The 23,239-nt window shown below is 67.4% G+C and carries 18 protein-coding genes; 9 read left to right on the top strand and 9 right to left on the bottom strand.

Translation table 11 applies throughout. The features are described from left to right. The first annotated feature begins 713 nt into the window (after positions 1–713). From QTI04_RS06320 to QTI04_RS06305, 4 genes are all read left to right on the top strand, one after another. Positions 714–2,111, top strand: coding sequence for a DUF4062 domain-containing protein (locus QTI04_RS06320; protein ID WP_286614557.1), 1,398 nt, complete (start codon positions 714–716; stop codon positions 2,109–2,111). Next, positions 2,108–3,031 carry a MoxR family ATPase gene (locus QTI04_RS06315; RefSeq protein WP_286614556.1) on the top strand — a complete coding sequence of 308 codons (924 nt, stop codon included), beginning with the start codon at positions 2,108–2,110 and terminating at the stop codon, positions 3,029–3,031. The genes QTI04_RS06320 and QTI04_RS06315 overlap by 4 nt, the downstream gene beginning before the upstream one ends. Positions 3,032–3,037: 6 nt before the next feature. Further along, positions 3,038–4,123 carry a VWA domain-containing protein gene (locus QTI04_RS06310; RefSeq protein WP_286614555.1) on the top strand — a complete coding sequence of 362 codons (1,086 nt, stop codon included), beginning with the start codon at positions 3,038–3,040 and terminating at the stop codon, positions 4,121–4,123. 80 nt (positions 4,124–4,203) lie between these two features. Beyond that, positions 4,204–6,540 (top strand): toll/interleukin-1 receptor domain-containing protein, encoded by a 2,337-nt coding sequence (locus QTI04_RS06305; RefSeq protein ID WP_286614554.1) that lies wholly within the window; start codon positions 4,204–4,206, stop codon positions 6,538–6,540. Between the two features lie 541 nt (positions 6,541–7,081). Here QTI04_RS06305 and QTI04_RS06300 read toward each other — a convergent pair. The 4 genes from QTI04_RS06300 to QTI04_RS06285 are packed head-to-tail and all read right to left on the bottom strand — an operon-like array spanning position 7,082 to position 10,469. Beyond that, entirely contained in the window at positions 7,082–7,888 is an 807-nt protein-coding gene (locus tag QTI04_RS06300) for a polyphosphate kinase 2 family protein (RefSeq protein ID WP_286614553.1), read from the bottom strand. A 60-nt stretch (positions 7,889–7,948) separates the two neighbouring features. Continuing rightward, positions 7,949–8,374, bottom strand: coding sequence for an RNA-binding S4 domain-containing protein (locus QTI04_RS06295; RefSeq protein WP_286599187.1), 426 nt, complete (start codon positions 8,372–8,374; stop codon positions 7,949–7,951). A gap of 2 nt (positions 8,375–8,376) precedes the next feature. Further along, on the bottom strand, positions 8,377–9,792 hold the full coding sequence (locus tag QTI04_RS06290; RefSeq protein ID WP_286614552.1) for a sensor histidine kinase: 1,416 nt from the start codon (positions 9,790–9,792) through the stop codon (positions 8,377–8,379). Further along, positions 9,789–10,469 (bottom strand): response regulator transcription factor, encoded by a 681-nt coding sequence (locus tag QTI04_RS06285; protein WP_286599185.1) that lies wholly within the window; start codon positions 10,467–10,469, stop codon positions 9,789–9,791. The genes QTI04_RS06290 and QTI04_RS06285 overlap by 4 nt, the downstream gene beginning before the upstream one ends. Positions 10,470–10,579: 110 nt before the next feature. On the opposite strand from QTI04_RS06285, the gene QTI04_RS06280 reads away from it, so the two are divergent. From QTI04_RS06280 to QTI04_RS06270, 3 genes are all read left to right on the top strand, one after another. Continuing rightward, entirely contained in the window at positions 10,580–11,539 is a 960-nt protein-coding gene (locus QTI04_RS06280) for a tripartite tricarboxylate transporter substrate binding protein (RefSeq protein ID WP_286599184.1), read from the top strand. A 112-nt stretch (positions 11,540–11,651) separates the two neighbouring features. Next, positions 11,652–12,185 carry a tripartite tricarboxylate transporter TctB family protein gene (locus QTI04_RS06275; RefSeq protein ID WP_286599183.1) on the top strand — a complete coding sequence of 178 codons (534 nt, stop codon included), beginning with the start codon at positions 11,652–11,654 and terminating at the stop codon, positions 12,183–12,185. Position 12,186: 1 nt separating this feature from the next. Then, on the top strand, positions 12,187–13,680 hold the full coding sequence (locus QTI04_RS06270; RefSeq protein ID WP_286614551.1) for a tripartite tricarboxylate transporter permease: 1,494 nt from the start codon (positions 12,187–12,189) through the stop codon (positions 13,678–13,680). Positions 13,681–13,804: 124 nt separating this feature from the next. Here QTI04_RS06270 and QTI04_RS06265 read toward each other — a convergent pair whose 3' ends face one another. Continuing rightward, entirely contained in the window at positions 13,805–14,254 is a 450-nt protein-coding gene (locus QTI04_RS06265) for a hypothetical protein (protein WP_286599180.1), read from the bottom strand. 145 nt (positions 14,255–14,399) lie between these two features. On the opposite strand from QTI04_RS06265, the gene QTI04_RS06260 reads away from it, so the two are divergent. Further along, positions 14,400–15,104 carry a Crp/Fnr family transcriptional regulator gene (locus tag QTI04_RS06260; protein ID WP_286614550.1) on the top strand — a complete coding sequence of 235 codons (705 nt, stop codon included), beginning with the start codon at positions 14,400–14,402 and terminating at the stop codon, positions 15,102–15,104. A gap of 18 nt (positions 15,105–15,122) precedes the next feature. Here QTI04_RS06260 and QTI04_RS06255 read toward each other — a convergent pair whose 3' ends face one another. The 4 genes from QTI04_RS06255 to QTI04_RS06240 form a co-directional block, all read right to left on the bottom strand. Continuing rightward, positions 15,123–15,554 (bottom strand): hypothetical protein, encoded by a 432-nt coding sequence (locus QTI04_RS06255; protein WP_286599177.1) that lies wholly within the window; start codon positions 15,552–15,554, stop codon positions 15,123–15,125. 64 nt (positions 15,555–15,618) lie between these two features. Then, positions 15,619–18,747 (bottom strand): efflux RND transporter permease subunit, encoded by a 3,129-nt coding sequence (locus QTI04_RS06250; protein ID WP_286614549.1) that lies wholly within the window; start codon positions 18,745–18,747, stop codon positions 15,619–15,621. Positions 18,748–18,758: 11 nt separating this feature from the next. Then, positions 18,759–19,913: an efflux RND transporter periplasmic adaptor subunit gene (locus QTI04_RS06245; protein WP_286614548.1), complete on the bottom strand. Its 1,155-nt coding sequence runs from the start codon at positions 19,911–19,913 to the stop codon at positions 18,759–18,761. After that, positions 19,910–21,412 carry an efflux transporter outer membrane subunit gene (locus QTI04_RS06240; RefSeq protein ID WP_286599174.1) on the bottom strand — a complete coding sequence of 501 codons (1,503 nt, stop codon included), beginning with the start codon at positions 21,410–21,412 and terminating at the stop codon, positions 19,910–19,912. Before QTI04_RS06240 ends, QTI04_RS06245 begins: the two co-directional genes overlap by 4 nt. A 244-nt stretch (positions 21,413–21,656) precedes the next feature. Here QTI04_RS06240 and QTI04_RS06235 point away from each other — a divergent pair, with 244 nt between their 5' ends. Further along, positions 21,657–23,195 (top strand): sigma-54-dependent Fis family transcriptional regulator, encoded by a 1,539-nt coding sequence (locus tag QTI04_RS06235; protein WP_286614547.1) that lies wholly within the window; start codon positions 21,657–21,659, stop codon positions 23,193–23,195. Positions 23,196–23,239: the final 44 nt, after the last annotated feature.

The following is a 23,239-nucleotide window of genomic DNA, read 5'->3' as shown; positions in this document are numbered from 1 at the left end:
GATAGCTCTCAGCCGCCGTGCTCTCCAGCGCTGGACAGAAGCGCCGCTCCTTCTCGGAGAGGGTGAAGGTTTCGATGGCTTCGTCAAGCCAACGACCAAGCACTGCCCGCTGTGAGACCGGGGAGCTCGGGATCAACGCTGCCATCCTGGAGCGGCTGGGGATCCACAAAATCCTCACGCACCTGGGCTGGAGCCACAACCGGCGCCTAAGGCCGCGGCGCGCAAGCCCGGGGCGGTGCAGCGTGTAGGCCTGCCGAGTCGAGGTTCACCAATTCAGCATACGGGTGAAGCCCGAGTCGCAAGCTAAGGATGCGCCCTGTGAAAGGTCCGGGAGTTGGCGAAGTGAGAAGGTGCGGCTCGGTGCACCGACATCGAGGCAACTTGGCCCGGCTCGGCCCCATCATGGCCTTTGGACAGTTCGTCTAGGCCCCCAATTGCACCCAGGCCCCCGTCGAGTGTGGGCACGGCGATCTTCAAAATCGCGCTGGGCTCGCAGGTTCAGCGGCAGTACGTCCGCCCGCGTCCGTGGGAGCGCTGCCGCGGGTCGACCGGCCCGAGGCCCCGCGCGGCACGGACAGAATCCGCGCCGATGCGGCCGGCACCTGCCCCTCACTATCCGATGGCCTGAGGACCGCAACAGGGAAGTCCCCTGGCGGGTGGTTGACACTGGCAGGACGAGCGCTGATATTTGCCCCGCCGCTCATCACGATGCCATGCCACCCCCCACCGCCCAGCCCGCCTTCCCGTCAGGACCGGGTGCGTGGTCGGTGTTTCTCAGCTCGACCATCGACGACTTCGACGACTACCGCGCCCGCGTCACGACGGTGCTGCAGAAGTTCGGCACCGCCTGCGACGACTGCCGTACTTGGAGCGGAGCCTGGGAGGATGTCGAATCGATGTGCCGGCGCCACCTGATGCAGGCCAACGGGTACCTGCTGCTGCTGGGCCACTGGTACGGTTCGGCGCAGACGCCGGGCAGGCCCTCTATCACGCAGCTCGAATTCGAATGCGCGCTGGAACGCTGGAAGGGCACCGAGCCACCCTACATCGCGGTGATGGTGCCCGAGCAGAACAGTCCGGCCGATGCGGAACTGCAGCTGCGCGCGGAGGCTATCGTCGCGAAACGCCAGCTGGACGCGGCCGACCATGCCGCGCTGATGCGCAGCTTTCGCGACCGGGTGATGGACTGGCGGAAGGTCAACTTCTTCCGCGACACCGAGGACCTGTGCAATCACGCACTGGCCATCAGCACCAACTGGCGCGCCGGCGGCTTCCTGGCGGCGGCGCGGGCGCAACGGGAGGCAGCGCCCGATGCGGCGGATGATGAGCCGCCGCGGCCTGACGAACGGGCCTTGGGCATGCTGGGGCGCGGCCCGCAGATCGACGCCGTGCGCCAGGCATTAGCCGAACTGAAGGTTGGGCCCTACCCGGCGCTGGCGCTGCTGGTGCACGGCGACGACAAAGGCGGCCAGCGCACCTTCCTGGCTCACTTGGCCAGCGCGCCGCTGCGCGGCTTCAGGCCGTCGAGCTCGGGCGGGCGGCTGCCACACTCCTGCCTGGACCTAGTGGCCCTGTGCTCCTGGGTGGCGCAGACGCTGGGCCTGAAGGACGCTGCCGAACACAGCCCGACGAGCGTGGCCGAACGCGCCGCCGCGCGGCTGCGAGAGCGCCCGATGTGCCTGATGCTGGACGGCGTGGGCTCCTTCGACGGCGGAGCCGCGGGCTTCAATGCCCAGTTCTGGCAACCATTCTTCGAGCGCCTGAGCGCATTGCACGCCGAACTGCCGCTGCCGCACCGGCTGGTGGCGGTGCTCAGCAGCTACGCCGGCCTGTCGCCCGAGGTCGAGGCTATAACGCGCGCGATCGACAACGAAGCGACGGACGCCACGGCGTCGCGGCTGGTCGCGCTGCCGGCGCTCGGGCCCTTCACCAAGGCCCAGGTGACGCGCTGGCTGGGCGAGATGAACTACGCTGACGAACCGCCTGGGCACCTGGCCGAAGTGGCGCGCCGCGCCGTCACCAACGACCGCGGTGATGTCGATCTGGTCCCGATGCAGGTGCTCGACCGCCTTCGCTTCGAATTGCTGAAACCTCTGGAGGACGACTCATGAGCCTGCGTTATACCGGCACGGCCACCGACTTCTACGTTGCACCTCCGGCCACCGCCGACGTGGTTAACCTGGCCATTGACCTGGGCCGGCCGCTGTTGGTCGAGGGTGAACCGGGATGCGGCAAGACCCAGCTCGCCTACTCGATCGCCGCCGAACTGGGCCTGGGCCCGGTGGTGAAGATCTCAGTCAAGAGCAACTCGCGCGCACAGGACCTGTTGTACCGGCTGAACGCGCTCGCGCGGTTGCAGGACGCCCAGCGCCATGACGTGCAGCAGGCGCGCCACGTCTACCCCTACCTGTCGCTAGGCCCGCTGGGCGAAGTCATCCACAAGCGCGAGCGGCGCGTGGTGCTCATCGACGAAGTCGACAAGGCAGACATTGACTTCCCCAACGATCTGCTCGACGTGCTGGACACTTTCAGCTTCCAAGTCGACGACCTGCCGCCCGAGGAAGAAAGGCTCAGCCTGGCGCAGCCCGGCGGCTTCGGCCGCACGGTGCAGGGCGACCGGCACCAACCGCCGGTGGTGGTGATCACGAGCAACCGCGAAAAGCGCCTGCCCGAGCCCTTCTTGCGGCGCTGCCTGTACGTGCGCGTCAGCTTCCCGCGCACCGAGGAGGAACTGCGCGAGATCGTGCGCCGCAACACGCACGACACGCTGCCGCAGCTGGTCGACGCGGTGCTAAACGCAGCCGTGGCCTCGTTCCTGCGCGTGCGCCAGCTTGCGGTGGGAAATACCCAGAAGCCACCCACCACCAGCGAGTTGATCGACTGGGTGCGCATCGTGCATTGGCGCGGCCAGTCGCCCGAGGACCTGGCGGCCGACCCCTACAGCCCGCCCTACTGGGAGACCATGTTCAAGACCATGGGCGACTTGGATGCCTACCAAGCGCTGGTGGCCGCCAAGGCGGGCAAGGCTTAGCGCCGCATGTCGTCGACTGCCGTCAGCGTGGACGAGGCCCTGCCGCTGCAGTGCCTGTACCTTCACTTGGTGCGTGCGGGCTTCGAGCTGTCGGTGCGCGACTACGAGGACGCGCTGCGCGCGCTGCGCCTGGGCCATGGCATCGGCAGTCGCGAGGCGCTGCAGGTGCTGTGCATCAACCTGTGGGCGCGCGGCGACGAGGAAGTGGTGCGGCTGCAGGGCGTCTTCAAGCGCTTCGCGCGGCCGCGGCGCGACGAGATCGACCGGCTCGTCGGCGCCGGCGGACCCACCGGCGCCGCGGCGCAGCCCGAAGCACCAGCCGACGCGGCTGCCCAGATCGCGGCAAAGGCGCAAGGCGCTGCCGCAGGCGCCCCTCGCGCCGAGTTCGCGGTGGCCGGCGATTCCGGCATGGCACTGCCCAGCGTGCGTTTGCAGGGCAGGGTGAACGACAGCTACGTGTTCGAGGGCCGCCCGCCGGTGGCGCTGCGCACGCTGGTGATCGCCTGGCGCCGCTACCGCGTGGCGCGGCGCAGCGGTCCGCCGGTCGAATTGGACATCGAAGCCACCGTGGCCGCGCAGTGTCGTACCGGCTGGCTGCTGGAGCCGGTGCGCTTGCCGGCGCGCCGCAACGAGGCGCGCTTGCTGGTGCTCGTGGACGCCAGCGCTAGCATGGTGGCTTGGCGCGGCCTGCACGAGCCGCTGGCCGAGTCGCTGCAACAGGGCCGCTTGAAGCAGGCCCGCCTGCTGTACTTTGAAAACGACCCGCGCATGGGCTTGTTCGAAAGCGCAGCGATGCACCGGCCGCTCGACTGGAAGGACGTGCTGGGCGAGCATGGCGACGCCGCGGTGCTGGTGATGGGCGACGCCGGCGCCGCGCGTGGCTTGCGGGACCGCCAGCGCCTGGCCGGCACGCGCGAGTTCGTGGGCCGCGTGGTCAACCAGGGCAGCCGGCTGGCTTGGCTCAATCCGATGCCGCGCGAACGCTGGGGCGACGCGGCTCGGCCGTTGCGCCCATCGGCCGTGATGCACGAGCTCAACGAGGACGGCCTGACGCGCGCGGTCGACTTCCTGCGCGGGATGCGGGACGCCTGACATGAAGCCCACCATCGCGCCGACCCGGTCGTCCGCGTTCCTTGCGCTCCGCGTGCGGCAGCGCAGGCTGGGGCCCTGACATGTCCGACGCCGGCGACCAGGGGCTGACCCCGCTGCAGGCTTTCGAGGCCGTGATGGGCTTCGCGCGCCGGCGCGGCGAACCGGCGCTGCAGCTGGCGCTGCATGCGTCGGTGCCGCAGGTGCTGCACGCTGACCTGCTGCAACTGCTGCGCATCAACTTCGTGCCCGACCGCCAGCCCCCGGGCGTGCTAGAGACCGACGTCATGTGCGCGCCTTTCTGCAGCGACATCGGCAACGGCTACTTCCGATTCAACGCCCATGCCCGGCACCAACTGCTGCAGCAGCTGGACCCGAGCCAGGCCGGCCGCGCCGAACCACGTTCTATGCTCGTGGCCGACTTCCTACTGGCCTATTTTGAGCGCCAACACTCGGCCGAACGCAGCGACACCGACCCGCTGTACCGCAGCTGGCTAGAGATCGAGCGCTGGAACGCGCTCGCCTTCCGCGATCCCGACTCGGCTGCTGAACAGCTGGCCGCCGCCGTGCGGCATGCCTGCACGCCGGGTCAGATCAGCGCCCGGCTGCGCGTGGGCACGCTGGCCGGCTCGCTGTCCACGCCGCTGGTACGCTACCACCGCCTGCTGCGCTATGCCGCTGGCGTCGAAGCCGCGCATTCTGGCTCAGCAGACGCCGCTGCGCTCCTGCGCGCGCTGGGCGACGAGCCGCTGGAAGTGGGCGACGTGTCGCTCCCGCCGGTGCGGCAATGGCTGCAAGCCGTCACGGCGGCGGCGCCCAAGCCGGCTGCCGCGGCGCGAGTCGGCACGCCGGCCGAGGCTGCCGACGAGCGGCAGAGCGATAAAGCGACGGCAGCGACCCGGACGCCCGCGCCGCCCATGTCCACTTCGAAGCGGCGCACGCTGCCCGTGCTTTTCGAGTGCCAGTACACAGCCTACGTCAGCTACGCGCAAGCCGACGACACGGCTTGGTTCAACTGGGTGACGCAGTTCCGAGACGAGCTTTTGCGCAGCCTGGCCGTCCTGCCGTGGAGCGTGCCCTTGCCGCACCTGTACATGGCGGGCCATGAAGGAACGATTGGCGGCGCGATAAGCGAGGAGCTGACGCACCGGCTGGCGTCCTCGTTCGCTTTCATTGCGGTGGTGCACGACAACTACGCCAAAAGCGAATGGTGCCTGAAGGAACTGGAGGCCTTCCACTCACTTTACGGTGACGAAGGCTTCCGGAAGCGCCTTTACGTTATCGCCCTGTCGCAGACCGCGATGCAGCGCGTCGCCAACAGCCCGCGTTGGCGCACGCTGTTCTCGGCTGGCGACCAGGTCTGGCTGCCGTTCTTCGACACGTCCGATCCATCGAGGCCCCTGGAGATCTACACGCGTCCGGGCTTGGTCGCGCCTGCATTCCGCAGGCCTTTCGACCGTCTGCGCGTGGACCTGGCGTCAAAGCTAGAGCGCAGCGCGGCCGAAAAGCACCCACCGCCACTGTCATCGAACAGGGGCGTGCTGATGGGTGCCGTGCCGTCTGACCTGTCTGCCGCCATGGCCATCGCAGTGGCGCGACTGCGTGCAAGCGGCATCGAAGTCCAGCAGCTAACCCAAGGAGCGCTGGTTAGCGATTTCTCCGAATTAGACACAGCCGGACAACTGGTGCTCGCCTTCGACGATCAGGAATTGCTAGTCCCCAGCGCCGGTCCCGGCGGCCACCTGGCCCTGCAGCGCGACGCCTGGCGCAAGAAGGGCAAGTCCCTTGAATCGCTGCACTGGCTGGACTTGCGGCCCGAACCGCTCCGGCGGCCCAGTCGCGGCGCAGCGGCCTGGGTGGAGCAGCAAGGCCTGGCGACAGTGAACATCGATGGCCTAGTCCGGGTTCTCGGGGGCTCGGTCCCGAGTGCTGCGCCGGAATCTGTTATGCGAATCTACATAGAAAGCAACATGCGCGAGCCCTCGCTCTGGGAAACGTTGGGCGAATATATGAGCCAACGCTGGGACCATCTGATGGCGGAATTGGAGCCACGGTGGGGTACACCCCCTAAGCTTCGAGCACGCGGCCTACCATTGGACAGGATAGACAGCTTCGACCTGGACGAGGCTGACGGCATCGTGCTGCTGTGGGGCAGCAAAGAGGTCCGGACCATCTTCGCCCAGATCGACAACGTCGAGAGCAAGCTGCGCGCTCCAACGCCCGGCATCGTCGCCTACTTGACGCCGCCGCATCCGCCCTCGGCCGATGCGGTGCCCGCCGCCGGCTGGGATGTGTTGCGATTCGTATCAAGCCACCCCGAGGTGGTGCGCGTGGTCGACGAAGACGAAAGCCGGCTCGACCGCTTCTTGAATAAGGCCTGGAAATGGCACCAACGGCGTGAGGCAGGGCCAACTGCATGAACCGCCAGACCATTTCCCGCGACGCGCGCCAACTTTCGCGACTGCAAGTCCACAAACGGTCTCATCATCCGTTCCTGCGTCCGGCCGAAGATCGTGTGAGTCGTCAGCACGGGTATGCCGGTATCAAGCTGACTTTTTAGGAGCGCTTCATGCGGCTTCTCGCCTGACGCGACGTCGCTAGCACGCGACAAGAACACAAAAATGCTGCCGGCGCGAATTGTAATAGCTCGAATGTTCGTGGGCGGGGCGCAGCGTCTCGGATGTGGGGGAACAGACGGGGGAATCGGCATATTTTTTGGACCGGGAAAGGTAGTTGATATGCAGCCTCTAGGCTCTTATGTGACTGCCTCCGGTTCCGCCAGGATTGGCCTCCATATCGCCTCGCGGTGATCGAAAGGCCCAAAAAAGCCCCGCCAGCCGGGGCTTTTTTTGCGTCTGACTCCCTGGTCCGAGCCGCCTTCCTGCCTGGACTCTGCATCCCGGCTGCAATACGCCGTTTGGAGGGGAATGCCGCGGGAGACAGATGCCGATGGGGCGTTGCCTATGTCACGACCAGCCCCTTGAGGGCCGGATCCGAGGACGGTGTCTTGAACTTCATGTCCTTCAGCGTCTTTACGAGCAGCTGGGCAATCATCAGGTTGCGGTGGCGCTTGCTGTCCGCTGGCACGACGTACCAAGGCGCATAGGGGGTCGACGTGGCCGTGAGCGCGTTTTCGTAGGCTTGCTGATAGGCGTCCCACTTCTTGCGCACGGCGAGGTCGTCCATGGAAAACTTCCAGTGCTTGCCGGGATCGTCGACACGAGCCTGCAGGCGCGAGCGCTGCTCATCCTTGCTGATGTGCAGCATGCACTTGACGACGACGGTGCCTGTCTCGGTCAGTAGCCGCTCGAAGTCGTTGATCTGCGCATAGCGGCGCCGCGTCTCGGCCTTGTCGACCCAGCCCTCGACGACGGGCACCAGCACGTCTTCGTAGTGGCTCCGGTTCCACACCATGATGTCGCCGGAACGTGGCACCACAGCGTGGCAGCGCCACAGGAAGTCGTGCGCACGCTCCTCGTCGCTCGGTGCCTTGAAAGCCGTCACGCGGACACCAAGAGGCGATGTGCGTGAGAACACCCATCGGATCGTGCCGTCCTTGCCGCTGGTGTCCAGGCCCTGCAGCACCAGCAGCAGCTTGCGCCGCCCCTCGGCATGCAGGAGGTTCTGCAACTCGTCGAGTTCGGTCGCCAACTCATCGAGTTCTTCGCGCTGTTCGGTTTCGTCGCCCCGCAGAAAGGGCGAAGCCGCGGGATCGACTTTCGATAGCTGGAATTTGCTGCCGACAAGGAATTTCTTGAAGCTGGCCATGGGGAGGGGGCTCCTGCGCAAATCCGCAGCGTACGCGATTGCGGCGCGCCTTCGCCGCGCCTACTCGTCGTCGCGATCCAGCGAGGCGCTCCAGCGGTTGTCCCAGCCGCCTCGGCGGGCGTCATCGAGGTCGCGCCGGTCGCGCTTCGTGGGGCGCCCCTGTTCGATGCTGAGGGCCGGCTCGCTGCCGACCCGCCGCTGTTCGCGCGCCGCGGCCTGCGCGGCCAGGCTCTCCGGAGTTTCCTCGTAGAGCTGCTGCGCCACGGGCGCCGGGCCGCGCTGGCCGCTGATGCCACGCACGAGCACGGTGCGCGTGATGGCGCCAAGCCGCATCGTGACCGAGTCTCCCACCTTGACTTCGCGCGAGGCCTTGGCGGTGTCGCCATTGACTTGCACGCGGTGCTTGCCGATTTCGTCGGCGGCGAGCGAGCGCGTCTTGAAGAAGCGCGCGGCCCAGAGCCATTTGTCGATGCGAAGACGATCCATGTTCATCGATTGTCGCGCGCGAGCGGCAGGCTGACTACGGCATCCAGCCCGACAACCTGTCCGCCGGATTCCCTGTTGTCGAGAGCGATGCTTCCGCCCAGGGCAAGCACGATCTCGTGGCAGATGGCGAGGCCCAATCCGGAGCCGCTTGCGACGTCGCCGGCCGCGAAGGGGGCGAACAGCCGTTGCCGCAGTTCGTCGCAGATGCCGCGGCCCTCGTCGCTGACCGTGAGCATCGCTGCGTCACCGTCGGTTTGCACTCGTACCACCAGTGTCGCGCCGCGAGGACTGTGTTTGATGGCGTTGTGCAGGAGATTGCGAGTGAGTTCCTGAAGCATCCAGCGGTGCGCGCGTACCTGCACCGGCGTCGGGGCGGTGGAAAGCTCGAAGTCCAGCGCCTTGTCCGCGACGAGCGGCGAGAGGTCGAGCGCGATGCCGCGCACCGTCTCGCCGAGGTCCAGCGCCACGGATTCGGGCTGCTGGCGCAATTGCTCCACCTTGGCGAGCGACAGCATCTGGTTCGCCAGAGCGGTCGCGCGGTCGACCGTCTCGTTGATCTCACCGAAGGCCTGTGCGGCCGGCACGTCGCCGCGGCGCGCGGATTGCACTTGCGCCTTGAGCACGGCGAGCGGCGTGCGCAGCTGATGCGCGCTGTCTCGCACGAAGCGCTTCTGGTGGTCGAGCAGCCGGCGCAGGCGGCCCATCACCTGGGTCGTGGCATCGATCAAGGGCAGGAGTTCGCGAGGGGCTTCGGGTGACTCGATGGGTGAGAGATCGTCGGCGGCGCGCGCTGCGATCGCTTCGCCGAGCTCGCGCACCGGTCGGGTCGCGCGCTGCACCACGAGCACCGTCACGCCGGCGATCACGGCAAGCAGCACGAGCTGCCGCCACAGCGTGTCGATGAGCAGCTTGCGTGCGAGGGTCTCGCGCAACTCAAGCGTCTCCGCGACCTGCACGACGGCCATGCCGCGCCCGCGCGCGCTGGCGACCGGCTGCAGCAGAACGGCCACGCGAACCGGCCTGTTGCGAAATTCGGCATCGTAGAAATCCACCAGAGCGGCGTAGGGCGGCCGATCCGGAAGCTTTCCTCGCCAGAAGGGCAGTTCGGCAAAGCCGGAGATCATCGCGCCGTCCTGCGCAGACACGCGGTAGTACATGCGGCTCTGGTTGTCGGCCTCGAAGGCCTCGAGCGCGGAGTAGGGCACCATGGCGCGCAGCGAAGCCGCTTCGTCGTAGCCCTCCACGTCGAGCTGCTCGCCGATGGTCTTCGCCGAAGCGAGCAGCGTCCGATCGTAGGCGGTGGTCGCGGCCGCGAGACTCTGCCGATAGAGGCTCACGCTGTTGATGACGATGAACACCGCGACCGGCGCGAGGATGCCGAGCAGCAACCTCGCGCGCAGCGACGAGATGCGCCTCATGTTTCTTCGCGCAGGAGGTAGCCCAGGCCGCGCAGGGTCATCAGCGTGGCGCCGGTGCCCGCCAGCTTCTTTCGGAGCCGGTAGACGACCACTTCGACCGCTTCGTACTGGACGTCCATCTCGCTCGGAAACACGAGCTCGAACAGGCGTTCCTTCGATACGGCGTGACCGGGCTTGACCATCAGCGCCTTCAGCAGCGCCAACTCCCGCGGTGTGAGTTCGAGCACGTCGGCGCGGTGATAAATGGCTCCGCTGTCGGGTTCGTAGCGAAGGCCGCCGACCTGCTGCGGCCGCGCCGGCGAGTCGGGACCCGCGTTCTGGTGGCGCCGGTTCAGCGCCCGAATGCGGGCCTCGAGTTCATCGAGATCGAAGGGCTTGGGCAGGTAGTCATCCGCACCTGCATTGAGCCCCACGATGCGGTCACCCACTGTGCCGCGTGCAGTCAGAAGCAGCACCGGCGTGCGCAGCCCGGCGGCGCGCGCCTGGGCCAGCACCTGCAGGCCGTCGAGATGGGGGAGGCTGAGATCCAGGGCCACCACATCGGGTTCCAGCTCGCGCCATTGGTCGAGCGCCAGGGCGCCGTCGCCGCAGACGCGTACGTCGATCTGGCGGCGGCCGAGCGTGCGCTGCAGGGTGGTTTGCATCGACGGATCGTCTTCGATAAGCAGCAACTTCATCCCGCGATTTTCGGTGTTTACCCCAGTACGCTGGACAGCCAACTGACAGCGGGGCGGCGCATCATAGCGGCGTTCAGCTTCTACTCAGCTTCCATTCGAAGGAGACATGCATGCGTCGCGATACGTTTTTGAAGTCACTGGCCGCCATGGCCGCCACGGGGGCCCTGCCGCTTTCGGCCTGGGCTGCGGCCAACGTCAAGATGATGATTCCCGCCAATCCGGGCGGTGGTTGGGACACGACGGGCCGCGCGCTGGGCAAGGCGCTCACCGATGGCAAGCTGGCCGACACGGTGACTTATGACAACAAGGGTGGCGCGGCCGGCGCGCTGGGTCTGGCCCAGTTCGTCAACGGCTCCAAGGGCGACCCGAACGCCATGATGATCATGGGCGCCGTGATGCTGGGCGGCATCATCACCGGCAAGCCGCCGGTCAGTCTCTCGCAGGCCACGCCGATCGCCCGCATCACCAGCGAATACAACGTGTTCGTGTTGCCAGCCAGCTCGCCGCTCAAGTCCATGAAGGACGTGGTCGAGCAACTCAAGAAGGACCCGGGCAGCGTCAAGTGGGGCGGCGGCTCGCGCGGATCCACCGAGCACATCGCCGCGGCCATGATCGCGCAGAAGGTCGGCGTCGATCCTTCCAAGATCAACTACGTTGCGTTCCGTGGGGGCGGTGAGGCCACGGCAGCCATCCTGGGCGGCAACGTCACGGTGGGCGGCAGCGGCTTCAGCGAGTTTGCCGAATACATCAATGCCGGCAAGATGAAGGCCATCGCGGTGACCTCCGCACAGCGCCTGCCGGGTATCAACGTGCCGACGCTCAAGGAGCAGGGCATCGACGTCGAGATCGGCAACTGGCGCGGTGTGTATGGCGCGCCGGGGATCACGGCCGAGCAGCGCAAGGCGCTGACGGACATGGTGCTGGCGGCCCTCAAGACCCCGAGCTGGGCCGACGCCATGAAGAAGAACGACTGGACCCCGGCGGTGCTCTCGGGCGACGCTTTCGCGAAGTTCGTCGACGACGAGTTCGCGAGCCTGCGCGCGACGATGGTCAAGTCCGGCATGGTCTGACCCTGGTCGCCTCGCTCTCCCCCTGACAGCGGCCGTGCCGCCGGGCCCGCCAACGCTGGCCCGGCGGTGCTGTCGGAAGGGGGTCCTTCGATCTCGACTCAGGGACAAAAGAATGACAACTCCACCCTCTTCGGTCTCGCTGACTCCGGCGGTATGGCCGCAAACGCTCGTCGGTGCCGGCGTGCTGCTGACCGGGCTGGCGCTCGCGTTCGGCGCGCTCGGCATCTCGTCCGAGGCCGGCTACGGCGGCGTCGGACCCAATTTCCTTCCCTGGCTGGTCGCCATCGCGCTGACGGTGTGCGGCGCCTGGATCATCTGGGAATCGCGTACGGGCGGTTTTCGCGAGATGGACGAGCCTTCCGGCGCGGTCCATTCCTACTGGGCCGGCTTCGTGTGGGTGTCGGCCGGGCTGCTGCTTAACGCCGCGCTCATCACCACCATCGGATTCATCTTCAGCTGCACCCTGTGCTACCTGCTCGCGGTACAGGGCTTGCGCCGGGCCAGCGGACAGGCGGGCGTCAATTCTCCGCGCACCTGGCTGATCGACATCGTGACCGGCCTTCTCATCTCGGCGCCGGTTTTCTGGATGTTCACGCAATTCCTGGCCATCAACCTGCCAGGCCTGACCGGCACGGGGTGGCTCTGACATGGACATCTTCAATGCACTGATGCACGGCTTCGCGCTCGCGATCACGCCGGTCAATCTTCTGTGGTGCCTGGTGGGCTGTGCCCTGGGCACAGCGGTCGGCGTGCTGCCGGGCATCGGCCCGGCTGTCGCGGTCGCCATGCTGTTGCCGATCACCGGCAAAGTCGACGTCACGGCCTCGATGATCTTCTTCTCGGGCATCTACTACGGCGCCATGTACGGCGGCTCGACCACCTCCATCCTGCTGAACACGCCCGGGGAAACGGCCAGCATGGTGACGGCGATGGAGGGCAACAAGATGGCCAAGAGCGGCCGGGCAGGCGCGGCGCTCGCCACGGCCGCGATCGGCTCCTTCGTGGCCGGCACCATCGCCACCGTGATCGTCACGCTGTTCGCGCCCTTCGTGGCCGAGTTCGCGGTCAAGCTCGGGCCGCCTGAGTATTTCCTGCTGATGCTGTTGGCCTTCACGACCGTGAGCGCCGTGCTCGGCAAGAGCACTTTGCGCGGCATGACGGCGCTGTTCATCGGACTTGCGGCAGGATGCATCGGGCTCGACCAGATCTCCGGCCAGGGCCGCTACACCGGCGGCATTCCCGAGCTGCTCGACGGCATCGAGATCGTGCTGGTCGCGGTCGGCCTGTTCGCCGTGGCTGAAGTGCTCTATGCAGTGCTCTACGAAGGCAAGGTCGTCGAGGGGCAGAACAAGCTGAGCCGCGTTCACATGAGCGCCCGCGACTGGAAGCGCTCCATCCCGGCATGGCTGCGCGGCACCGCCATCGGCACGCCTTTCGGCTGCATCCCCGCCGGCGGAACGGAGATCCCGACCTTCCTGAGCTACGCGACCGAAAAGAAGCTGGCGAAGGACGCGGACGCCAGGGCCGAGTTCGGCACCAAGGGCGCGATCGAAGGCGTGGCAGGCCCCGAGGCGGCCAACAACGCGACCGTGACCGCGGCGCTGATTCCGCTGCTCACGCTGGGCATTCCGACGTCGAACACGACCGCGATCCTGCTCGGTGCGTTCCAGAACTACGGCATCCAGCCGGGGCCGCAGCTCTTCACGACGTCCGCCGCGCTGGTGTGGGCGCTGATCGCGTCGCTCTACATCGGCAACGTGATGCTGCTGGTGCTGAACCTGCCGATGGTCGGGCTGTGGGTCAAGCTGCTCAAGATCCCCAAGCCGCAGCTCTATGCGGGCATCCTGATCTTCGCGACGGTCGGTGCCTATGGCATGCGGCAAAGCGCATTCGACCTGGTGCTGCTCTACGCGATCGGCGTGCTGGGCGTGGTCATGCGGCGCTTCGACTTTCCGACCGCGCCGGTCGTGGTCGGGATGATCCTCGGACCGCTTGCCGAGGCGCAGCTGCGCAATGCAATGTCGATCGGAGAGGGCAGTGCGGCGGTGTTCTTCCAGCGTCCGATGTCGATCGTGCTGGTCGTCGTCATCCTGGCCGTGATGATCCTGCCGCGCGTCGCCAAGAGAATGTCGAGCAAATAGCTCGCCCCCAGGCTGCGCGCACTTCGTGTCGCTTCGCCTACCCCCTGCCGGGGGCAACACCAGCGGACCGGCGGAGCCGGATCCGCGGTGTTTCGCGAATGGACGCTTGAAACGCCTGCGGGTCTTAGTTGCCGGTGGCGTCCGATTGATACTTGGCGGTCGTCGACTTGGCGCCGAAGCCCTTGATGCGCTGGATCTCCGCCACGAATTCGGGGCCGTTGCGCATGCTCATGTAGGCGGACATCTGGCGTGCGTAGGCCGCGCTGTTCGGATCGAAGCTGTCGCGGCCGGCTACCTGCGACATGCCGGACTTGTTCCACAGGCTCAGGTCGGCGGCGACTTCAGCGCGGCTCAGCGCGCCGATGGTCGAGTCGGGCGGGCCGACGCGGTATTCCGCAGCGACGGTGTTCATCTCCGAGCGATTCGCGGCGAGATCAGCCGACACTTGAGCGCGGCTGAGTTGGCTGGTCATCCGAATGGGGGCGCCGACCCATTGCTCGGCAGGCACGGTCTGAGCGGATACGGCCCCGGCCAGCGCAAGGGCGGAGACACCGAGAATTAGCTTTGCATTCATGATGAAATCTCCTTGAGGCTTTGAGGTGTGGCCGCCGGAATTGCAGTCACCACGGGATGCAACTGTGGCGGCACGCGGCCAATCGCGCTGTGCGTTTGCGCACAGGTTTTTTCAACCGGGCTGTCTTGGATGCGAGTTCGACACGATGGCGCTCCAGCGTTCCAGTCTTGCCCTGCAGCACATCGCGTTGCTCGAGGGCTTGCCGCCGCAACGGCTGGATGGGCTCGCCCAGCGCTGCCAATGGCAGAGCGTCGCGGCCGGCACGCCGCTGCTGCTGCGGTCGGAAGACAAGAGCGATGTCTTCTTCCTGGTGTCAGGTCAGTTGCGCGTGACGACGTACTCGGCGGCAGGCCGCCAGGTCACTTTCCGCGACCTTCAGGAGGGCGAATATTTCGGCGATATTGCCGCCATCGACGGCAAGCCGCGATCCGCCGACGTCGTGACGCTCAAGCCCAGTGTCGTTGCCAGCCTCGATCGCTCGGGCTTCCTGGAGTTGCTGCGTGACGAGCCGACCGTCGCGGAGCGCGTGATGCGCAACCTCGCCGCTCTGGTGCGGCAGTTGTCGGATCGCGTCATCGACCTGAGCACGCTGGGCGTGCAGAACCGTGTGCATGCCGAGTTGCTTCGTCTCGCACGTGTGGCAGGCATCGTTGACAACCAGGCACGGCTCGATCCCGCCCCGACCCACGCAGAATTGGCGAGCCAGATCAGCACCAATCGCGAGCAGGTGACGCGCGAGCTCAACGCATTGCGGCGCGACGGCGTGCTCGCCAAGGACGGCAAGGCACTCGTCGTTGCCGACGTGCAGCGGCTGGCTTCGCTGGTGGCGGAGGAGCGGGGCTTCGCCTGAGCCCGGTCGGCGCGCGTGCTAGCGCTGGGGCTGGTTGGCCGGTTGCACCACCGTGGAGCGGCGATCGTTCGATCTGATCGTTTCGCTGCCCGCGGGTGCCGGCGTGCCTTGCGGCGTGACGACCGTGGAGCGGCGGTCACCCGACCGGTTCGTTTCGGTCCCCGAAGGTGCCGGTGCGCCTTGCGGCGTGACGACGGTGGACCGGCGATCCGTGGATCGCTTCGTGACATTGCGGGGAGGCCCGCCCCGAGCGCGGTCCAGCGCAGCGCCTGCGTTGCGCACGCAAGCCTCGCGGGCCGGCGCGGCCAGGGAGCCATCGTTGCACTTCGCGATCTGCTGGTCGTGGCGTTGCTGGGCCTTCGCGAGGTCCGCCGCGGTCTGGGCGCCTGCCGCCAGTGCCGTGGCCAGAAGGGCGCCGGAAATCGCGACACGCGCGTGGATTCGGATCATGGTGTGCCTCCGTCGTACGACGATGCGACTAGTCTAACTTGCAACAATTTGCGACGTAACCACCTCATGGCGTAGGCGCGGGCTGTTCCTCGGCGTGGGGGGACGGGGTCGGCCCGGATTCATGGTGGCCCATCTTCCCGCGAATGCGCCGAGACGTGCGGCGGATCCACTGCTCGACGTCGTCGACATAGGTGAACACGGCCGGCACCACCAGCAGGCTCAGCACCGTCGAGGTGATGAGCCCGCCGATGACCGCCATCGCCATCGGCGAACGGAAGCTGGAATCGGCCGTGCTGAGGCCGAGTGCGATGGGCGCCATGCCCGCGCCCATCGCGAGCGTGGTCATGATGATCGGCCGTGCCCGCTTGTGGCAGGCATCGCGCAACGCATCCCAGCGGCTCATGCCGTGTTCGCGCCGCGCCACGATGGCGTATTCCACCAGCAGGATCGAGTTCTTTGTCGCGATGCCCATCAGCATGATCAGCCCGATCAGCGAAGGCATCGACAGCGCCTTCTGGCCGATCAGCAGGCCGACGAAGGCGCCGCCAAGTGCGAGCGGCAGCGCGCACAGGATCGTGATCGGATGCAGGAAGTCCTTGAATAGCAGCACCAGCACGATGTAGATGCAGAGCACGCCGGTGAGCATCGCCAGGCCGAAGCTCGCGAACAGCTCGGTCATGACTTCGGCGTCGCCCACCTCAGCCACGCGCACGCCGGGCGGCAGGCTGCGGATCGAGGGCAGCTTCATCGCGGCGTCCTTGGCGTCGCCCAGGCCCACGCCGGAGAGCTCGATCTCGAAGTTGACGTTGCGCGAGCGGTCGTAGCGGTCGATCACGGCCGGGCCGCCCTCGACAGTGAGAGCGGCCACCTGGCCCAGCATCACCGGGCCGCGCGCGCCTGGCACGGAGAGGCGTTCGAGAAGGGCCAGGTTCTGGCGCGCCGAATCCTGCAGCTTGACGACGATCGGCACCTGGCGTTGAGCGAGGTTGAGCTTGGGCAGGTTCTGGTCGTAGTCACCGAGCGTCGCGACGCGCAGCGTGTCGGCGATGGCCGAACTGGTCACGCCGAGGTCGGCCGCGCGCGCGAAATCGGGCCGCACCGCGATTTCGGGGCGGATCAGGCTTGCTGTGGAGGTGATGTTGCCGAGGCCCGGGATCGTGCGCAGATCGCGTTCCACCGCGCGGGCGGCAGTCGTGAGCGCGGCGGGATCGTCGCCGCTCAGCGCCAGGATGTACTTTTCGCCGGAGCCGCCCAGGCCCACCGTGCTGCGCACGCCGGGCAGCGATTCGAGCGCGGCGCGGATTTCGTTCTCGATCACCTGCTTACGCGGGCGGTCGCCGCGCGGGTCGAGCTGGATCGTGAGCGTGGCCTTGCGCGTTTCCGGCGTACCGAAGTTCGCGAACGGGTCGCCGCCCGCGCTGCCGCCGCCCACGGTGGTGTAGACGCTGCGCACATGTTTGATCGCCATCACGCGGCGACGCGTTTCTTCCGCCGCCGCCATGGTCTGGGCCAGCGTCGCGCCGGGTGCCAATGAGAGATACACCTGCGTCTGCGAGTTGTCGTCCGGCGGGATGAACCCGGTCTTGAGGAGCGGAATCATCGCCACCGAGCCGAAGAAGAAGAGGGTGGCCAGCACCATCGTCGTGAAGCGGTGCTTCAGGCACCACTCGGCCATGTGCATGTAGATCCTGAGCCAGCGCGGCTCCTTTTCGGCGCCGACGATGGGCTTCAGGATGTAGGCTGCCATCATCGGCGTGAGCATCCGCGCCACGACCAGCGAGGCGAACACCGCGAGCGAGGCCGTCCAGCCGAACTGCTTGAAAAACTTGCCCGCCACGCCGCTCATGAAGGCGGTCGGCAGGAACACGGCGATCAAGGTGAAGGTGGTGGCGATCACCGCCAGCCCGATTTCGTCGGCCGCTTCCATCGCGGCCTGATAGGGCGTCTTGCCCATGCGCAGGTGCCGCACGATGTTCTCCACCTCCACGATCGCGTCGTCGACCAGGATCCCGACCACCAGCGACAGCGCGAGCAGCGAGACCACGTTGATCGAGAATCCCAACAGGTACATGCCGACGAAGGCAGGGATGACCGACATGGGCAGCGCCACCGCCGAGATGAAAGTCGCGCGCCAGTCGCGCAGGAAAAGCCACACCACGATCACCGCGAGGATGGCGCCTTCGTAGAGCAGGTGCAGCGAGCCTTCGTATTCCTCCTGCACCGGGTCGACGAAGTTGAAGGCCTCGGTGAGCTGGATGTCGGGCCGTTGCGCGCGCAGCTCGGCCAGCGCCTTCTGCACCGCGGCACCGACTTCGACCTCGCTCGCGCCGCGGCTGCGGGCGACTTCGAAACCGACCACCGGCTTGCCGTCGAGCAAGGCGGCGGCCCGCGGCTCGGCAATGGTGTCGCTGATGCGGGCCACCTGGTCGAGCCGGATGCGGCGGCCATCCGAGAGGTAGATCTGCATGTCGGCGAGCTCGTCGGCCGACTTCACCGTGGCGAGCGTGCGCACCGGCTGCTCGCTGCCGCCCAGGTCGGTGCGGCCACCGGCGCTCTCCGTCTGCACCTGGCGCAATTGCCGCGAGATGTCGGCCGCGGTGGCGCCGAGCGCCTGCAGTTTTTCGGGATCGAGATCGACGTGCACTTGCCGGGTGACACCGCCGACGCGGTTGACTGCGCCGACGCCACTGATCGCGAGGAGCTTCTTCGAGATGTCGTTGTCCACGAACCATGAGAGCGCCTCGCCATCCATGCGCGTGGACGAGATCGTGAAAGCCAGCACCGGCTGCGCCGCGAAGTCGAGCTTGGTGACCACCGGGTCGCGCACGTCGGCCGGCAGGTCGGCACGCACGCGCTGCACGGCCGAGCGCACATCGTCGACCGCTTCCTGCACCGGCTTTTCGAGGCGGAATTCGACGATCAGCGTGGCGGCGCCGTCCTGCACCTTGGTCGTGATGTGCTTCAGGCCCTGGATGGTCGCGATCGAGTTCTCCAGCTTGCGTGCGACGTCGGTTTCGAGCTGCGAGGGCGCCGCCCCCGGCAGCGCCGCCGACACGGTGACGGTCGGCAGGTCGATGTCGGGAAAGTTCTGCACCTTCATCGCGTTGAAGGACAGCAGCCCCCCGAAGGTGAGCAGCACGAACAGCATCACCGCCGGAATCGGGTTGCGGATGGACCAGGCCGACACATTCATGGCGGTGCTCCTTACTTCGCGGCTTCGATGGCCGGCTTCGCGGCGGCTTCCACCACGCGGACGAGGTCGCCATCGTTGAGGAAGCCGGCGCCTTGCACGACCACGCGCGCATCCGCCGGCAGCGGCGTCGTGATCTCGACCCGGTCGCCCACGCGCCGGCCGGTTTCCACCTTGAGCTGCGAGACGCGGTTGTCCGGCTGCAGAAGCAGCAGGTGGTTAAAGCCGTCCCGCGGAACGATCGACGCCTGCGGCACGGTGGTCGCGCTGGTGCGGCCCAGCTGAAAGTTGCCGCGCGCGAACATGCCGGCCTTGATGCCCGTGTTCTGGAGCACGTTCGGGATGTCGACGTAGACCAGGGCGGCGCGCGTCTGCGGGTCCACCGTCGGCGCCACGCTGCGCACCTTGCCGCTGACCTGTGCGCCGCTGGCGCTGATGACCACGGCCGGCGTGCCGACGGCGATGCGGCCAAGCTCGGACGAGGTGATTTCCGCACGCCACTCGAGCCGGCCCTGGCGGATCAGCCGGAACAGTTCGGTGCCGGCGTTGACGACGCTGCCCACCGTCGCGGTGCGCGAGGAAATCACGCCGTCATCGGGCGCCAACACCTGCGTGTTGCGGCCGCGCACCTGCTGTGCCGCCAGCACGGCCTCGGCCGCCTCGACCCTTGCCTTGGCCGTCTGTTCGGCGGTCTGGTACTGATTGATCTGCTGCTGGCTCATCGCGCCGGTGGCCTGCAGCGTGCGAGCGCGCGCCGCGGTGCCCGTGGCGTCGGCGGCTGTCGCGCGTGCTTCGGCCAGCGAGGCGCGCGCCTGGGCCACATCGGCCTGAATGGTTTCGCCCGAGAAGGTCGCGAGCACCTGTCCCTTCTCGACCACATCGCCGACGTTCACGCGCACTTCGGCAAGCTTCAGTCCGCTGGATTCGGAGCCGATGCTGGCCTCCTGCCAGGCTGCGACGTTGCCGTTGGCCGCGAGCGTCACGCTGAGTTCGTTGGTCTCCGGCTTGGCGACGGTGACGGTCAATGTCGGCCGAGCCGTCGCGGCTTCCTTCGGCTTGGCAGCGCTCTCGGGCTGCTTGCCGCGCGTGAGCCAGAAGGCGGCGGCTGCAAGGACCAGCACGACGGCCAGTCCGATGACGATGAGGGTGGAACGCTTCATTCTTTTCATGGCGACGGAGTCACAGGGGTTGTCGTTGTGGCGACGGATTCGGGCCGCGACCAGCCGCCGCCCATGGCGCGGTACAGCGACACCCAGGCTTCGGCGCGTTCACGCTGCAGGGAGACGCGGGCGGTCTCGGAGACGAACAGGGTGCGCCTCGCGTCCTCCAGATCGAACAGGCTTGCGAGCCCGGTGCCGTAACGCTGCTGGGTGGCATCGAACGAGACCTGGTAGTTCGTCACCGCGGTTTCGGCGTCGCTGGCGCGCTCGTCGGTGCTTTGCAGGTTGATCAGGGCTTCCTCGACCTCGCGCACGGCTTGCCGCACCCGCGCCCTGTAGACGGCGACGGATTCGTCGTAGCGCGCCTTCGCGGCCTCGGAATTGGCCGCGAGCGTGCCTCCGTCGAAGATCGGCACAGTGAGCGCGAGGGGGCCGATGGTCCAGGTATCGAGCGTTTCACGGAATCCTCCGGCGCGGACCTGGAGCGTGGCGATGGAGCCCTGCAAAGTCAGCCGCGGAAAGCGCTGCGCCAACGCTGCGCCCGCATCAGCGCTGGCCGCCGCCACGGCCAACTGAGCTGCAAAGATGTCGGGCCGCTGCGCCAGGGCTTCGGCGGGAACGCTGTGAACGGCCTGCACCGCGGGCAAGGTGACGTCGATGGATGCAGCGTCCAGCTTGGCGTCGAGGACGGGCGCTTCGATCGCGGTCAGCGCGGATAACGCCTGTCTTTGCACGGCGCACAGCGCGCGCTGCTGCGTCAGGCGCCCCGCTGCTTCAGCGGCGCTCGCGCGCGCCAGCGCGGCGTCGGCCGGTGCGGTGAAGCCCGCCCGTGCCGACAGGTCGGTCAGCCGCGCGGTCTCGGCGCGCGATCGGGCATCGGAGGTCGACACCACCAGTTGGCGACGGCAGGCGCGTTCCGCCAGGTACGCGTTGGCGGTCTCGGCGGCGACGGACACGCGGGCTTCGTGCCATTGCGCGCCCGCACCCTCGAAACGGGCCTGGCTGGCATCCCGGTTGGCGCGCAGGCCGCCGAACAGGTCGATCTCCCAGCTGGACTGCAGGCCCGCCTGCCCGGTCGTGAGAATCGGCAGGCTGGTGGGGATTCCGTCGGTCGTGCCGCCCGTCGCGCCCGTGGAAAAGCCGGAACTCGGGGAGTTGCCGCGGCTGGCCGACGCCGTACCGTTGAGATTGGGTATCAGCGCTGCACCTGCCGCGACGCGCGAGGCGCGCGCTTCGGTGATGCGGGCACCGGCGCTGGCCACCGTCGGGCTCGCGGCCTCCGCAGCGAAGATCAGTTCGACCAGCAGCGGGTCGTTCAGCTGGCGCCACCATTCGGCCAGGGTCGGCAGCGACCCGCCGTGCGGCAGCGCGGCGGTGGAGGCGGGCAGGGGGGTGTTCCATTGCGCGGGCAGAGGCGCCGTCACCTGCTCGGGCGGGCGCGGAACCGCGCAGGCCGCAAGCAGCAGGGAGGCGACAAGGCAAAGCGCGGGAAGCCGGGTGTTCCTCATGAGATCGGGGTCCGCAAAAAGAGGCGTGGTTCAGGCGAGCAGGTCGATCGCCATACCGCCGTGTGCGGCCGGTGAGCCGTGCAAGGCGCGCAGCATAACAAGGCGGATGGCAGCCGCTTGTCGGCGCTCGCCGCGTTTCCAAAAGCCTTCGATGCTAATCAGGAACCGAGCCGACCATTGATGCTTTTCATCTGCAGATTGATGCGCAAGGTGATGCGCAAGGCAGGCGCGCTACGATCCCGCCATGTCTCCCGCCGCTGCCGCCCCACCCGCATTGCCGCTCGATGCCGAAGGCATCCTCGCGCTCGCCGCGCGCTCGATGTTCCATTTGTTCTCCAGCATCAGCCAGGGCATGTTCCTGGTTGACCGGAGCGGACGCATCGTCTGGGTCAACGAGGGCTATCGCCGTTTCCTGCCGGCGCTCGGCTTCTCGTCGATCGACCAGTTTCTCGGGCATCGGGTCGAGGACGTGATCCCCAACACCCAGATGCGCCGTGTGCTCGAGACCGGCGAGCCGATCCTGATCGACCTGCTGACCAATAAGGCCGGCACCTTCGTCGTGAGCCGGATACCGCTGCGCGAGGAGCGCGAGGGCGATTCGGGCGCCGTGCCGGGCGAGGTGATCGGAGCGATCGGCATCGTACTGTTCGACCACCCCGAGACCACCTTGCAGCCGCTCATCAGCAAGTTCGCGCTCCTGCAGCGCGACCTCGACGATGCGCGGCGCGAACTCGCGAGCCAGCGAAACAACCCGCTGTACCAGCAGTCGGCCGATGGCCGGCGGCGCTCCAAATACACCTTTGCCAGCTTCATCGGGAGCAGCCCAGCGGCGGTGGAGGTCAAGCGGCATGCGCGGCGCGCGGCGCAATCGTCGAGCCCAGTGCTGTTGCTGGGCGAAACGGGCACGGGCAAGGAACTGCTCGCGCATGCGATCCATGCGGCGTCCGCGCGGGCCGCCGGCCTCTTTGTCAGCGTGAACATCGCCGCGGTCCCGGACACGCTGCTCGAAGCGGAATTCTTCGGTGTCGCCCCGGGTGCCTTCACGGGGGCCGACCGCAAGGCGCGCGAAGGCAAGTTCAAGCTGGCCGATGGTGGCACGCTGTTCCTCGACGAAATCGGTGACATGCCACTCGGCCTGCAGGCCAAGTTGCTGCGCGCATTGCAGGAAGGCGAGATCGAGCCGCTGGGCTCCAACAAGCTGGTGCCTTTCGATGCGCGCGTGATCGCTGCCACGTCGCGCGATCTCGCGGCATTGGTGCGGGAAGGGCGCTTTCGCGAAGACCTGTACTACCGCCTCAACGTGCTGCCCGTGCGCGTGCCGCCATTGCGCGAGCGGCGGGCCGATATTCCGGCGCTTGTCGAAGTGCTCGGCGAGGACATGGCCCTGCGCAGCGGCGAGGCCCCGCCCGAACTCACGCCCGACGCGCTGGCGCTGCTCGCAGCGCAGCATTGGCGGGGCAACATCCGCGAATTGCGGAACGTCCTGGAGCAGGTGACGATGCGCAGCGATTCGCAGCGCATCGACGCGACGCAACTCGAACGCATCCTGCGCGAGGCCGGCCAGGAAAAGATCGCGACGCCGAGCAAGGTGCCCGCCACGGCGACTTCCGATGCCGACGAAAACGCGGCCTTGGTGCGGCCGCTCGCCCAGCAGGTCGCCGAGTTGGAGCGCCGCGCGATCGCCGCCGCGATGGCAGTGACCGGCGGCAACAAGCTGGCGAGTTCGAGGCTGCTCGGCATCTCTCGCGCAACGCTCTACGAACGGCTGGAAAACCCTGACTGAAGAAAATGCAATTGTCTGAAAGTCAGGCAATTGGTGTGTCTTGA

The organism is Variovorax sp. J22R115 (genome assembly GCF_030317005.1).
In the GTDB taxonomy this organism is placed as follows: domain Bacteria; phylum Pseudomonadota; class Gammaproteobacteria; order Burkholderiales; family Burkholderiaceae_C; genus Variovorax.
This window is presented reverse-complemented; position numbering and strand designations above follow the sequence as displayed.